The 13,656-nt window shown below is 57.5% G+C and carries 13 protein-coding genes; 12 read left to right on the forward strand and 1 reads right to left on the reverse strand.

The window, feature by feature from the left end; translation table 11 throughout:
• Positions 1-12: 12 nt before the first annotated feature.
• Positions 13-1,104, reverse strand: coding sequence for a WD40 repeat domain-containing protein (locus tag KF814_18305; GenBank protein ID MBX3238104.1), 1,092 nt, complete (start codon positions 1,102-1,104; stop codon positions 13-15).
• 195 nt (positions 1,105-1,299) lie between these two features.
• On the opposite strand from KF814_18305, the gene KF814_18310 reads away from it, so the two are divergent.
• From KF814_18310 to KF814_18365, 12 genes are all read left to right on the forward strand, one after another.
• Positions 1,300-2,331, forward strand: a complete 1,032-nt coding sequence (locus tag KF814_18310) for a hypothetical protein (protein MBX3238105.1) — start codon at positions 1,300-1,302, stop codon at positions 2,329-2,331.
• A 13-nt stretch (positions 2,332-2,344) separates the two neighbouring features.
• A complete protein-coding gene (locus KF814_18315) occupies positions 2,345-2,950 on the forward strand; it encodes a 4Fe-4S dicluster domain-containing protein (GenBank protein ID MBX3238106.1) in 606 nt (201 codons plus the stop codon).
• A 221-nt stretch (positions 2,951-3,171) separates the two neighbouring features.
• Complete coding sequence (locus tag KF814_18320) at positions 3,172-4,149, forward strand: molecular chaperone TorD family protein (protein ID MBX3238107.1); 978 nt, start codon at positions 3,172-3,174, stop codon at positions 4,147-4,149.
• Between the two features lie 100 nt (positions 4,150-4,249).
• Entirely contained in the window at positions 4,250-5,203 is a 954-nt protein-coding gene (locus KF814_18325) for a hypothetical protein (protein ID MBX3238108.1), read from the forward strand.
• A gap of 275 nt (positions 5,204-5,478) precedes the next feature.
• Positions 5,479-7,260, forward strand: a complete 1,782-nt coding sequence (locus KF814_18330; GenBank protein ID MBX3238109.1) for a radical SAM protein — start codon at positions 5,479-5,481, stop codon at positions 7,258-7,260.
• Positions 7,261-7,328: 68 nt separating this feature from the next.
• Positions 7,329-8,450 (forward strand): hypothetical protein, encoded by a 1,122-nt coding sequence (locus KF814_18335; GenBank protein ID MBX3238110.1) that lies wholly within the window; start codon positions 7,329-7,331, stop codon positions 8,448-8,450.
• Between the two features lie 29 nt (positions 8,451-8,479).
• Positions 8,480-9,292: a tetratricopeptide repeat protein gene (locus KF814_18340; protein ID MBX3238111.1), complete on the forward strand. Its 813-nt coding sequence runs from the start codon at positions 8,480-8,482 to the stop codon at positions 9,290-9,292.
• A gap of 24 nt (positions 9,293-9,316) precedes the next feature.
• Positions 9,317-9,595 carry a twin-arginine translocase TatA/TatE family subunit gene (gene tatA / locus KF814_18345; protein MBX3238112.1) on the forward strand — a complete coding sequence of 93 codons (279 nt, stop codon included), beginning with the start codon at positions 9,317-9,319 and terminating at the stop codon, positions 9,593-9,595.
• 47 nt (positions 9,596-9,642) lie between these two features.
• Complete coding sequence (locus KF814_18350) at positions 9,643-10,893, forward strand: hypothetical protein (protein ID MBX3238113.1); 1,251 nt, start codon at positions 9,643-9,645, stop codon at positions 10,891-10,893.
• 90 nt (positions 10,894-10,983) lie between these two features.
• The gene (locus KF814_18355) at positions 10,984-11,817 is read left to right on the forward strand and encodes a hypothetical protein (GenBank protein ID MBX3238114.1); all 834 of its coding nucleotides are present in this window, start codon (positions 10,984-10,986) and stop codon (positions 11,815-11,817) included.
• 88 nt (positions 11,818-11,905) lie between these two features.
• Positions 11,906-12,316: a PDZ domain-containing protein gene (locus KF814_18360; GenBank protein MBX3238115.1), complete on the forward strand. Its 411-nt coding sequence runs from the start codon at positions 11,906-11,908 to the stop codon at positions 12,314-12,316.
• Between the two features lie 17 nt (positions 12,317-12,333).
• A complete protein-coding gene (locus tag KF814_18365) occupies positions 12,334-13,641 on the forward strand; it encodes a hypothetical protein (GenBank protein ID MBX3238116.1) in 1,308 nt (435 codons plus the stop codon).
• Positions 13,642-13,656 lie beyond the last annotated feature (15 nt).

The raw sequence follows: 13,656 nt of genomic DNA on the forward strand, positions 1-13,656 counted from the left end.
ACCGAGGACTGACTACTCGGCCGATTCCGGCCCGCCTTCCCAGAGCTTCACCGTGCGATCCCACGAAGCACTCGCCAATCGTAGGCCGTCCGGTGAGAAACACAGGCCCCGCACAGGCCCCGAGTGGCCTTTGAGTGTTCGGAAGTTTCGCCCAGTGGAGATGTCCCAGAAGCGAATCGTCTGGTCGTCGCTCGCGCTGACCAGCACCTTGCCGTCCGGTGAAACCGTCAGGGCGCGGACCCAGCCGGTGTGGCCCCGCAGCACTCTGAGTTCGGACATGGCGGGCATTTCGAAAAAGCGAATGGTCGTATCGCGGCTGCCTGTGATCAATAATTTGGCGTCCGGCGTAAAGGTCATAGCCCCGATCCAGTACTCCATCGGCTTCTGGAATCCGCCGTCATCTTCGATGAAGTAGCCTCGGGTTTCCGTCGAGTCTTCAGCCGACTCCTGCCAATGGCCGTTGTGCAGGATCTTTTCTTCGCCGCTGGGCAACACTTCCCAGATCTTGATCTTACCGATGTCGCTGCCGCTGGCCAAGTGGATGCCGTCGGGAGAAAACGCGACACACACCGACCAATGGTGGTCGTACTGATCTTTCCCGAGCAAAGTCATCAACTCAGTGCCGGTCGTGACTTCCCAAATCTTGATGTCCTTATTGTGGCTACCGCGGGCGAGCATCAAGCCATCGGGCGACAATGAGAGGCTGCAGACATTGTGGTCGTAACGCGTGAATAGCAGCTTGGTGGATTCGCCCGTCTTGGGGTTCCACAAACGGATGGTGCGATCCTCGCTTCCGGTCGCCAGGGTTTGACCATCAGGTGTATACACGATGGCGCGAATATCATTAGTATGGCCGCGGAGTGAGCGCAGGAGACGCCCGGTCTCGATATCCCAAATGCGTACATAGCGATCAACGCCGCCACTGGCGAGCGACAAGCCGTCCGGTGCGTAAGCGACGGCCCACACGCCATGAGAATGACCGCGAAACGTATTCAATTCGCGGATGCCGGCCTTCCAATGCTCGAGATAATCGACGGGTGCGGCGCCGGGCGCACCCGTCTGAGTGGGCTGCGGAGTTGGAGGAATTGTGGCTTGGTTGCTCATAGCGATGGTTGCCTCTGGCGGAGCCCCGGCTCGTGTCGCCGGACGCCTGTCTGTCCCGCGTGGTTTGCAAATCCCGCGAGGGGGTTTGTATAATTCTCGGTCCCAGTCTGGGATCGTAAGAGAGTGAGCCGGGGCAAGTCAAGCGCACCGCCCCCCAGATCGCATTATCCAGGCCTCTCGACAAAGGAAGGTATTATGGCAACGGGAGTCGAGGTATCCAGGTCACAGATGGAAATTCGCTTTCAACCCGCCTTACTGCAGGAGGTCATCGATTCGTTCATCGAGAAGACCGAGCGCGAAGGGGACCCGACCTACTATAAAGAGTTTCATGAGCTGGCAGATCCGATCTATGAAAAATTCACGCTCGATGATCGCGAGGCGGAATTCAAGAAGCTGTATCAGTATCTATTCGGGACCTGGGGATTCTCTGACATCATCCGAGACGCCTTCAACGAATACCCTGAGCTCAAACAGCGGGTCGGGATCGTCCTGGTCAAGGGCGTCCTGAAAGAAGACCAAGAGGGCGTCGACATTCTTCGCAAATGGGGATCGGTGGAGCACGAACTGGCCAAGAGCTTCGAAGAGAAGGGGCTCAAGGGCGTGGGGATCAAGCTGATTCCGCGGCGCTTCTATGACCCGGCTCTGACGCGCTACTGCCGGCATGAGTTGATGCATATCCACGATATGCTAGACCCGGCATTCGGCTATGATCCTGATACGAGGGTCGGTCAAAATCCCGGCGAAGAAACACTTATTCTGCATCGCTATCGCGTGTTGTGGAATCTGAGCGTCGACAGCCGGCTCATTGCCGCCGGGCGCGAGCCGATGCTTTCCAAAGAGGATCGCTTCAAAGAATTTCGTTCCTGGTATCGCAAGATTCCACCCGCCCAGCTGAAGTCGGTGTTCGAAGGCCTCTGGCAAATGAGCTATTTCACCCACTCCGAACTGGTGGAAATGGCGACGGATACCTTGCGCGTGATGGACCATGCGGTCGACGTCGAAGGCGGCGAGGTGCCCGAGACGACCAACAAAGTCATGCTGATGCCGGGGTTCCCTTGTCCGCTCTGCCGCTTTCCGACCTACTCGTGGGTCGAGGATTTGGGGACAAAAGTGGAAAGCTACGTGCTGGATTTCATCCGCGAGAACCATCCGGGCTGGGACATCGAGTTCGGAGCGTGTGATCGCTGCGTGGAAGTGTATAAGCTGCGCGCCGACGGCGTAATGTAACAACGAGGACACGGTGGGGGGCGATCCCAAATACGGACGGCGAGACTTCCTCAAGGATTCGGTCGTCTCGGTTGCAAAGGCCGCGCGGGAATTTTCTATCCACAAAGATGCGGTGCGTGAGCCGGTGGCTGCACCCCCGCGGGTCGATTGGCTGCGCCCGCCTGGAGCAGTGGCGGAGGCTCTCTTCCTCGAACGGTGCACCAGTTGTGGCGACTGCGTGAAGGCCTGCCCTCCGGCCGCGATTGTGACGGATGCAGCCAATGGCTCACCGGTGATTTTCCCGAGTGATACCGCCTGTGAGCTCTGTGAGGAGTTTCCCTGTATTGCGGCTTGTGCGACGGAGGCACTCCTGCCGGTCGAAGATCTATTTGCGGTCCGCATGGGCGTCGCGGCGGTTTCGCACCGGGTCTGCACGGCAGGGCAAGGATGCCATGCGTGTGTATCGAAGTGTCCGACTGACGCGCTCTCGACCGATTTCGAGGCGTTTCGCCTCGTCGTATCGGCTCAGCGTTGTGTCGGTTGCGGACTCTGTGAGCAGGTCTGTAAAACGGTCAATGATCATATTGCGATCAAGGTGACCCCGGCCAGACATTGTGCGACAGGCGCGGTCGGATTGTGACGATTATGGCCGCCGAACGGTCTCGCAAGATGAGTGAACAGCGCCCTCAGCGTGCGAAAACCAAGATACTTGAGGCAAGTGATAGGGGGGACCAGTTCATGCTTGACATCCCCGCCACCTTTACCTATCATACGCCTCCTGTGTCGCAGGACTCTTGTGTTGTGTGGTCGGTGTTTGAGATCGAAACACGCAACATATTGAGGTGAGGAGAAAAAGTACGTATGACCTCGAAACAAGTCGTGCAATCAACCTCCCCCTCCTCCACGGTCGTGGCTCCCACGCAAAGCGTCGCCATAAAAGATTCCCCATCGGTTGAGCGTGCATTGAATCGAAGCAAAGTCTATTTGCTTCTGTCTTGGAGCTTGCTCTATCCCGAAGACGATGAATTCCTGGACTATTTGCAGTGCGGAGAATTCGTCGAAGACGGGCGGGCGGCACTCGAGGCGTTGCGTGTCGCGCTGGACGGGATCGGCGGAGAGCGGGCAAAGCAGAAGATCGGCCTGCTCAACAAGCAGTTCGATTTGATCGAGAAATTGGTCGCGGCTGAATGTGTCAATTGGCAGCTGAGCGATCTGCAGACGGAACATCGCCGGGTCTTCACCAACGTGATCACGTTGGATTGCCCGCCGTATGAAACGTTGTTCGGGAACGATCACGTGTTTGCGCAGTCCCATGTGATGGGGGACATTGCAGGGTTCTACAAGGCGTTCGGCGTCGAGCTCTCGAAGGACATCCATGAGCGCTTGGACCATCTGAGCGTCGAGTTCGAATTCATGCATTTCCTCACCTACAAGGAATCGTACTCGCGTTGCCACGACGGTCTGGAGAAGACTGAAATCGTCGTAGATGCGCAGAAGAAATTCGTCAAGAATCACATCGGTCGATGGGTGCCGCTGTTTTGTCGCATGCTGGCCAAGAAGGCGGACGCGGGCTTGTTCAAAATTATGGCCGATTGCATGTCTGAGTGGATGGATTTTGAGGTCGCCTTCCTCGGGGTGAATCCGCAACCCTACTCCGAGGCGGATTATCGGCCGGCTACCTTCAATGCTCCGGAAGGTCAAACCTACGAGTGTGGGGCGCAGGATCAAGGGAATGAGCTGAGCATGTTGCTGAGCGAGGTCGGGGCCCAGTCTTTCATGGACCAGAAGGACAAAGAGAAAGACGGCAAAAAAGATGAGGGTCCCGTCGGAACTGCGTAGGGGTTCACGTTTGTTGGGTGCTGTGCGTTTGGGTTTTCAGTAGGCGTTATAAGGTCTCAGTTCTTTAATCCATTAATCTTTTTAGAGGAGGGCATACGCAATGAGACTGATGCAGACACGCAACAAGCGTTTGGTGTTTGGCATTCTGCTCTCTGCCCTTATCGTCGGCGTTATGTTGACGATCGGGCAGGTGCCCCTCGCGGTCAGCCAACCGGTGACCATTCCCGCGAAGGCGATCAAGGGGCCTATCCCAATGGACGGTGCGAACCCCATTTGGGAAGGAGTGCCAGGGGTCATTATCCCGCTGAGCGGGCAGACCATCACCACGCCGATGCACCCGAATATTTCGGTGAAGTCGGTGTTCGTGAAGGCAATGACCAACGGGAAGGAGCTTGGGCTGCGCTTGGAGTGGAGCGACCAGACCAAGAATGACACGGCGATCGGACCGCAGGACTTCCGCGATCAGACCGCCATCATGTTCCCGGTGAACACCGCCGGGGCGCCGCCGTTCCAGTGTATGGGTCAGTCCGGTGGCACCGTCAATATTTGGCGGTGGAACGCGGAGTGGCAGAAGGACATCGGAAAGGACAGCGCAGGGTTGTGGGACGTGGACGACCAGTATCCTGGCATCTTCTGGGACTACTACTTCGAAGAGCCGGCCGGTGGGGTGACCTACCCGGATCGTATCGGTCGCAGCCTTGGCCCATTCAACTCCGGTATCTGGTCTGGCAACATCATGTCTGACCCGACGCTGCGGGTCAGCTCCGTCGAGGATCTGAGCGCCAATGGGTTCAGCACGTTGACCACGCAGGCCCATCAGGATGTGATCGGGAACGGCGTGTGGGAACCGTCAGGCTCCGTCAAGGGCGGTGGTTACACTGGCCCGACCTGGCGTGTGGTCATTAAGCGTTCGCTGGAGACCAGCGATGCGAACGACACCCAGTTCAAGGCGGGTATGTCTGTGCCCATCGCGTTCGCGGTGTGGGACGGCTCGAACATCGAACGGAACGGTATGAAGGCGCTCTCCACCTGGTTCACGCTGAAGTTGCCGTGATCCAAGTGGCCTGAGTGAACTCAAGCCTCTCCCGGCGTCGGGTGAGGCAGCGTTCCTAGGTCGTAACTGAAGGCCCCGAATCAGTGTCCGCAAGGGCATGTGGTTCGGGGCCTTCGTGCATTTTGAGCATGCAAGTGCATTCGCTTGTGCACAGTCGAGGAGCGGAGCTTTTGGCGGTGCGCACGGTTGCATTTGAGCGGAGACGGAGTGTATAAACCGAGGTGGGGTAATGTCATCAACACACTGATTTTTCCATCACATATAAAGATATATTTATGAAAGTGTCATTGCTGTTTCCTCCGACCTGGCACCCATCACAACCATATCTGAGTCTTCCTTCTCTCACCGGTTTTCTCGCTCAAGCAGGCGTCAAAAACGTCTCACAGCGTGACCTTGGCATTGAGCTGTTGGATAAGGTATTGACTCAGTCTTTTGCGGAAGGGATCTATCAGCAGCTTGTCGATAAACAGCAGGGTCTCGAGCGAACTCGGGCCGGTGAGACTGGGCCAGGCAGCGCCGAGCACCTCTCGCGGGTTGTTGAGTCCCTGGACCGGTTTCCCTACCTGCACGAACGCATCGAGCTGGCCAAAGAAACGTTGCGTGGGGAGGGGTTCTACGATATCGAGGCTTACCGCAACAGCCTGTTCTTGATCGATAAATGGCTCGAAGTGGTGTCGTCACTCTACTTTCCCACGCGTTTGACGGTGGTCGATAACCAATTCGGTGACTATTCGATTTATTCATCCAAGGATTTGACCAAAGTCATTCGCGATGATACGCAGAACCCCTATATTGGATTGTTTCGGGAGTTGTTCCTGCCATCTATTCTGGCGGACCGCCCTGACCTCGTCGGCGTGTCGATTACGGCCACTTCGCAGATCATCCCTGGGCTGACCTTGTGTCGTTTGCTCAAGGAGGCCGCGCCGGATGTCCATATTACGGTGGGCGGCAGCATCTTCACACGCCTGGTGGACAACTTGCGCCGATGCCAGTGGCTCTTCGACATTACGGATGATTTTGTAGTGTTCGAAGGCGAGACGGCTTTACTGGAACTCGTCAACCAAATGGAAGGGAAACGGGATTTCAGCAAGGTGCCGAATCTGATTTACCGCCAGAACGGCAAGATCACGGTCAACCAGCCCTTCTATTCTGAAAACATCAACCAGCTGACCGCGCCCAATTATGACGGGTTCCCGCTCGATCTGTACTTATCGCCGGAGCCCGTGCTACCCGTGCAATTTTCGCGTGGCTGTTACTACAAAGACTGCGCGTTCTGCGCGCTCACGCTGGATCATCAAAACTTCCGGCAGCGTGACCCCGGTAAGACGGTGGACGATTTGGAATGGCTTAAGGCACGTTATGGCGCCGAGTTCTTTTTCTTTACCGACGAATGCTTCGCGTTGTCGCCGACCAAGCGCCTCTGTCAGCAGATGATCGATCGACAATTGAACGTGAAGTGGACGTGCGAGCTGCGTTTTGAAAAGAACTTGAGCCGCGAACTCCTGACGCAAATGCGCGATGCCGGTTGTTTGAAGATCGTCTTTGGTCTGGAATCCTTCAACCAGCGGGTAATGGATTTCATGAAGAAGGGGATCAAGCAGGAGTGGGTCCGCCGAATCGCTGACGACTGTGTGGATCTCGGCATCGCCATGCACTGCTATGTGATCGTCGGGTTCCCGACCGAGAAGGAAGAGGAAGCGCTGGAGACGATGAACTTTATCGTCGAGAACAAGAAGCTGAACGAGTCCTATGGCTTTTCCTGCCAGCCCTGCTTGTTCGATTTGGAGAAAGAAGCGCCGATCATGAACGATCCGGGCAGCTATGGCATCCGGCGCATCATGCGGCCTTCGTCTGAAGACCTCAGTCTGGGGTTCTTCTACGAGGTGCAGGAAGGTATGACGCCGCCCCAGGCGGAACAGCTGTATCAGCACGTGTACGAGAAGATCAGCGAAGTCGTGTGCGAATTGCCCTTCAATTACTCGATGGCAGATGGGTTGCTGTACATTGCTCGGGAAAAATCACAAGCCGTGCGGGTGCCGCAACCTGCCGGATCGTAGCCGACGACCGGCGTTGACCGGGATTTTTCTGCAGGGCTATAATCACCTTCCCCTTCAGGGAGCATCGAATGTCCGCTGTTGCGACGACAATCGAGCGTGCCACGGGCCGGGTCGAAGACCAGGGGTTGCTGTTCGAGTACACCATCAAGATGGTGCTGCTTGTCGGCTTTCTCGAACTGGTGCTCTACCGGCTGGTGTCGCGCTTGGGCATGCATATCAGTAAGATTGCCGCTCAACATGAGTGGGTCGGGACGACATTCCGTTGGCTGTCGTCGATCGGCTTCGTCTTGCTGAACGTGGTGGCGATCTTCGTGTTTCTTGCCTTGCTGGTGCTCCTGCTCAATCGGATTAAAGCCAAGGGCCTGAGCGGCTATAATGTGGTTACTCTGCCCTGCGTCGGGCTGCTCTTGGTATTGACGGCGGCATTTCTCGTCGTCCCTCCGGGGATGTTGGGATCGATTGCCTACAACGTTGTCACCGTGATCGCCCTGACCGCACTCATGCTGGAATATTGGTCGCTGCACCGCGACCGGCTCCAACGTATTCTGGCAGTCACGTACTATTTCGGCATCTCGGGATGGCTGTATTACCAAATCGTTTCCACCGCGTACGGCTGGATGGGAGCGTTGGCGGCTCCTCCGCTCGTCTACGAAGCGAACCGGATCGGTGAGGCCTTGATGGTCATTGCCAGCATGCTGGTCTTCTGGGCTTACGGACGCGGCCTGTCGTTTCGGACCAGGAACCGCCAACAGCGCCGTCGGGCCGTCTGGTTCTGGTCCGTGGCGGGTGTGGTATTTTTCGGGCTGTTGTTCATGGATTATTTCCTCAGCATCTACAATCCCGTGCTGGCCACCTCGATGCGTAAGGCAGGCGAGGGGATCAGTTGGATTTTCCAGATGGGCATGGGCTACACATTCTATCTGCCCTTCGCGTTTTATGTGGCGGGTCTGCTGTGCTGGTCCTACACGGTCATCCGATTGGTGACGATGGGACGTGTGGCCGGATATGGTCTCGGGCTCATGTTCATCGCGGGGTATGCCTTGTTGGTATCCAGTCTGACGCTGATGGTGATATTGGGTGTCATGTTGCTCACGCTCGATCGTCCGAGGGGAGCCGTGGCCGAACAAGAGTCAGTGCCGAATGAGCCGCTGGTTGGAGCGCAAGAATCGCTCGCCGGGGGGCAGGTCTAGTAGTCTAATTTCCTAGAGGATATGGTGTTATGGACGAACAGAAACACACAGCCGGTGCAGAGCAGGGTAGTGCGGCGGTCGATCCTGGCGATCAGCCCTTGAGCCCCGACGAGGAAATTGCCGAGATTGAAAAAATGCTGGCAACCGAGCCGGATGATTTCCAGGCGCGGTGCCGGTTGGGCGAACTCTATTTCAGCAAGGGCCGATTGGATGATGCCCTGACTGAGGTCAAGAAGTCGATCGAAATGGCCGAGGGGCTCCGCACCGAAATGAACCGGTCGCTGGCCATGTATTACTCCAACCTCGGTACCATCTACGCCACCAAGGGTATGATGGAAGAGGCGGAAACCGAATTCAAACACGCGTTGGAGGTGCACGCATACGACGTGCTCGCGCTCTTCAATCTGGGGCGCGTCCAGGCGGACAAGAAGAAATTCATGGACGCCAAAGGGTATTATGAACGGTTAGTCGAGATCACGCCGGACGATCCCATCGCGTGGTACAACCTGGCCGGCGTCTACGTCGAACTCGACAACCCGCAGGTGTCCGATTACAACACGATGGATATGGCGATCCAGTGTTATCTTCGTGTCTTGGAACTGGATCCGAAACACTTGGAAGCAAGCTTCAAATTGATGGAAATTGCCCTCAACCACAAGAAGACCGATTTGGCCGTCAAGGTGATGGAAAGTGCGGTCGAGCACAGTCCGGATGAGCCGCTGGCGTATTACAATTTGATCAGCGTGTACGACAAGTGCAAGATGTTTGAACAGGCCGAACAAGCCCGTCAGCGTCTCAAAGAGCGGTTTGCCAAGAAGGCCAAAGAGGGTGCCACAACCTGAACTTGTGACCAAAGGAGACACACCATGTTTGGGAGTCTGGGTTTTACAGAATTGATCCTGATTCTGTTCATCGTGCTGATTATTTTCGGCGCGGGAAAATTGCCGCAATTAGGTGAGGGTCTCGGAAAAGCGATCAAGGGCTTCAAGAAGTCGGTGCACGAGGCGGACGCCATCGAAGCTGAGGCGCAGGCGCAGCAAGCGGCGACCCAGGCTCAGGCCATCCAAGCTCCGGCCCCGCAGATGCAGGTGCCCACGGTGGAGCAGCAACCGGCCGTCGCGGCTCCCCCGGCATCCCACGCTTAGGTGCCGCGGTCGCTTCGTAAGCCACGCACGAATGGATTGACGAGAATATGGATACTGAACTGCAGTTGGCGTCCGGGTACATCGAGACCTTCGCTGGAAACGGCAAGGCCCGCAGCACAGGCGACGGCAAGCGCGCGGTGAAAGCGGGGATCCCGCTTCCTCACCATGTGGCTCTCGACCGGGAAGAGCGGTGGCTCTATTTTGCCGAATCCGGGTCGGACCGCATTCGACGGGTCAATCTAGCGGAAGGAACGGTCCACAACTTTGCCGGCATCGGCGAGACCTGCTACAGCGGAGACGAGGGGCCATGCGGCGAGGCTGGGCTGTATCTTCCCCTTGATGTCGCGTTCGACTCCCGGAACGACTTGTATATTTGTGATTCCGGCAGCAACCGAATCCGCAAGGTCGATCACGAGACCGGAATCATCACCACCGTCGTCGGGACCGGCGAGCACGGGTTCAACGGGGATGGTTTGGCGCTCGAGGTCAATCTCACGTGGCCGGCCGCGATCGCCTTCGATGCCGAAGACGTCATGTATATTGCCGATACGCAGGCGCACCGCATTCGTCGGTTCGATTCCCGAACCGGTCGGGTGGAGACCATCGCTGGAACCTGGACGTCGGAAGATGAGGCCCGCGAGCAGCCGCTTGTGGCGCGCAATCTCGTGGTGTTGTCCGGAGATGCGATCGGCATCGACTTCAGCGACGACAACGGCTGGCTCATGCCGGTTTGTTCGGACGGACTCGACCTGTCGCTCTACCTGGACGACGGCCGGCCGGCCGTAGAGTCTCGCCTCTATGACCTGGTCGGGATTGCAGTGGACCGCGCGGGGGATGTGTATGTGGTCGACAAGGCCAGCAACCGCGTGCGGCGTATCGACCGGAATACCGGCATCATCACGACGCTGGCAGGGGTGTGTCGGTATGGGTTTGACGGCGATGGAAAGCCTGCGGCCAAGTCCATGCTGCATGCACCGGAAGCCATCGTATTCGACGACCACAATCATGCCTACGTGTCGGACACCGGAAACCATCGTGTGCGCAAGATTGAAGCCGGCACGGGGCTGATCAGCACGGTTGCAGGTAACGGTGACAGTGGTTATGAAGACAAGAACATGGGCGGCTGCGGCGCCGCTCGGTTTGTGGCCAAAGATGCTGCTGGTGCGTTGAAGCACGGTGACGGCTTGCTGGCGGTTGAGGCGGTGGTCAATTCCCCCGTCGGACTGGCGATCGACCGGCAGGGTCAGCTGTATATTTGTGAGCGAGGGGAAAACAAGATTCGTCGGGTCAAGCTGTAAGCGACCTGCGCCCGCCGATCCGGACATGCCGGATCGGCGGGGTCAACCTACCTACCGCCGAAAGGCAGACGCGACCGAGGCATGGGGCGAATGACATCGGTCCCAATTTCGCGAACACCTCTATTGGCATTGCTGGCTGGTCTCTTCGTGGTCGCCCTGTTGCTGGGAGGATTCGGTATTCCCATCGTCAGTTCCGAGGGCATGATCATCCGTGCACAAGCGGTTTCGGGAGATGTGCCGCTCGCTCCGGAAGATCCCGCCTGGCAGAAGATTCCTCCCATGACATTGCCCTTGAGCGGGCAAATCATCACCCGTCCGGTCTGGCCCGAACCTACTGCGCGCGCATTGACCGTGCGGGCGGTTCATAATGGAACCGATATTGCGTTTTTGCTCGAGTGGCAGGACAACACCAAGAATGATCGACTGACTCCAGGAACGTTTCGCGACGGTGTTGCGATCGGGCTTCCCCTCGGTGACGCCCCGGCCTTCTTCTGCATGGGGCAGCTTGATCACTACATCAACATTTGGCACTGGAAGGCAGATTGGCAGAGTGACATCGACCGGCGCGCCGCGCGGACCACAGAAAAGGACAAGTCGGGAAGTGGTGAGCCTCGGCGTTTCGAAGTGATCCCCAGACGCGCCTCCTCCGTCGAGGACTTGATCGGAGGCGGTTTCAGTACCCTGACGACGAAGGAAAAGCAGGGTCGGGTTCAGGGTAAAGCTTACTGGAAGGATGGAACCTGGCACGTTGTGATGCGGCGCCCATTGTCTAGCGAAGAGCAGGACAACGAAGCCAAGTTGATCCCTGGGCGAATCCAGGCCGTCTCTTTCGCGGTATGGAACGGTGAGAATAAGGAGCGCAACGGGCAGAAGGCCGTTGCTCCCTGGTTCCAGCTGTCGTTGGACCCAAGCGTGAAGAGTTAACCTAGCCCTGCTTGCAGGGTGGGAGGGAATGATTTTCGACCGACGATGCCCGTTCACAGGAGCCCTTTCTCGCGGAAGGGCTTTTTTTGTGGGTATGATCATGCTGGCGGGCGTCTTTTGCGTCGCCGGGGCCGGATTGGCGGCCGACAACGGCCAGATGACGGCGGACGAAGCGGTGCAACTGGGTGAAGAATTCGGCATCGCGGTGGGGGAAGTCGACGAAGAAATTCAACGGGAATTGAAACTCCAGCGTCCGGAAGGCGTAGCGGTGTTCGAAGTGATCGGCAATTCCCGGGCCGACTATGCCGGGATCAAGGTCCGTTCCGTCATCAAAGAAATCGATAAGAAGGAAGTGCGCAACCTGATCGATTTCGGCAAAGCCATCAAGGTCGCAATGAAGGAATGCAATTTCACGGTGGGCACCTATGAACCGGCCGACCCCGGCGATCCAGTCGGGTGGGGCGTGAACTTTCATTTTGTCGGCTGCAAACGAGACTAAGAGGAGCACCGGGTCGCGTGATACGTCCAGGCAAGGGTATTCAACGAGTGGCGATGGGTCTGCTGCTGCTGGGCCTGTCGGTGCTCAATATCACCTTCCATGAACGAGCGATCGCCCAGAAGACCGATGGGCAGGCGCCTGCCGAGTGGGTCGACGAGATCGAGAAGATTTTTATCCGCTCTGAGGATTGCAAGCAGTGCCATGATCGACACTATGAAGAGTGGAAGGGGGTGCGCGAGCAGACGCCAGACTTGAAGACTTTCGGCCGGGTCGATGCGGCGCTGCTCCATGGCACATCCTTTGAGTCGCCGGTTTTCCGAACCGTCCTCGGTGTGTGGATGCAGACGAATCCGACATTGGACGAACGGCAGCGCTGTCTCTCCTGCCACGCGCCTGCGGTGACGGTGTTTCCGCAACATGCCGAAAAGATTGCAGCGCAGGTGCTCTCCGGCAAACCCCAAGTCGAGGGGATCGGCTGTGCCTCCTGTCACCTCATCAATGCCGTCGAGAAGACGCCGCTTCCTCCGCCGACCTTCAAGGTACAGCCGGGGTCGATGCTGTACGGACCCTATGCCGATCCTGAAGAAAATCTCGTACATCCGGCGTCGCAATCCGATCTGTTCCGCGGGGCGAATTTCTGTGCCTCTTGTCATTTCGACAAGGTGAAAGACGTGACGCAGAAGGACCTGCCGGGAGAAATTCTTCAGGGGACCATCTGTCAGGATTGTCACATGGAGCCGTCGACCGGCAGTTCCACCTCCAAACGTGGCGCGATGACGCGAGCCATCGGGCGTCACTGGTTCCGCGGGGTGGTGATTCCCGGGACGCTGCTCAAGAATAGAAACTTGCAAGCGGAATGGATGCCGCGTCTCGACATTGAAACAACGAAGTCGGCGTCCGCTGTTGAAGGCACCGTGTTGGTCAAGATCGGCAGTCTGCCCCATAGCTTCCCCGACGGAGATCCGGTGCTCAAACAATTTTCCCTATCCATCAGCGTGAAAGATGCGGATGGGAATGTGTTGAGCGAAGAGGTGAAGCGGTTCGGCTTGCCGTACGACAAGATTCTGCGTGGGCCGATTCCCGACCCCTTTATCAAGGGCGGCAATACGAGGCGGGTGCCGTTCACGCAAACGTTGAAGCCCGGTGCGGCCCCGGCGACCATCGAAGTCGTCTTGAGCTATGCGCTGATTCCGGAGCCCGACGCGGCGTTGAAAGACAAGTATCTTGCGACGTTGGCCACGGAACAGGAGCGTGCCATGGCGAAGAAGGTAATCGAGGAATACGTGCAGCCTCGCGTGCTGACCTATCGCGCCAAGCCCTTGTGAGGTTGGCCTCGTTCT

This window comes from Nitrospiraceae bacterium (genome assembly GCA_019637075.1).
Classification (GTDB): domain Bacteria; phylum Nitrospirota; class Nitrospiria; order Nitrospirales; family Nitrospiraceae; genus JAHBWI01.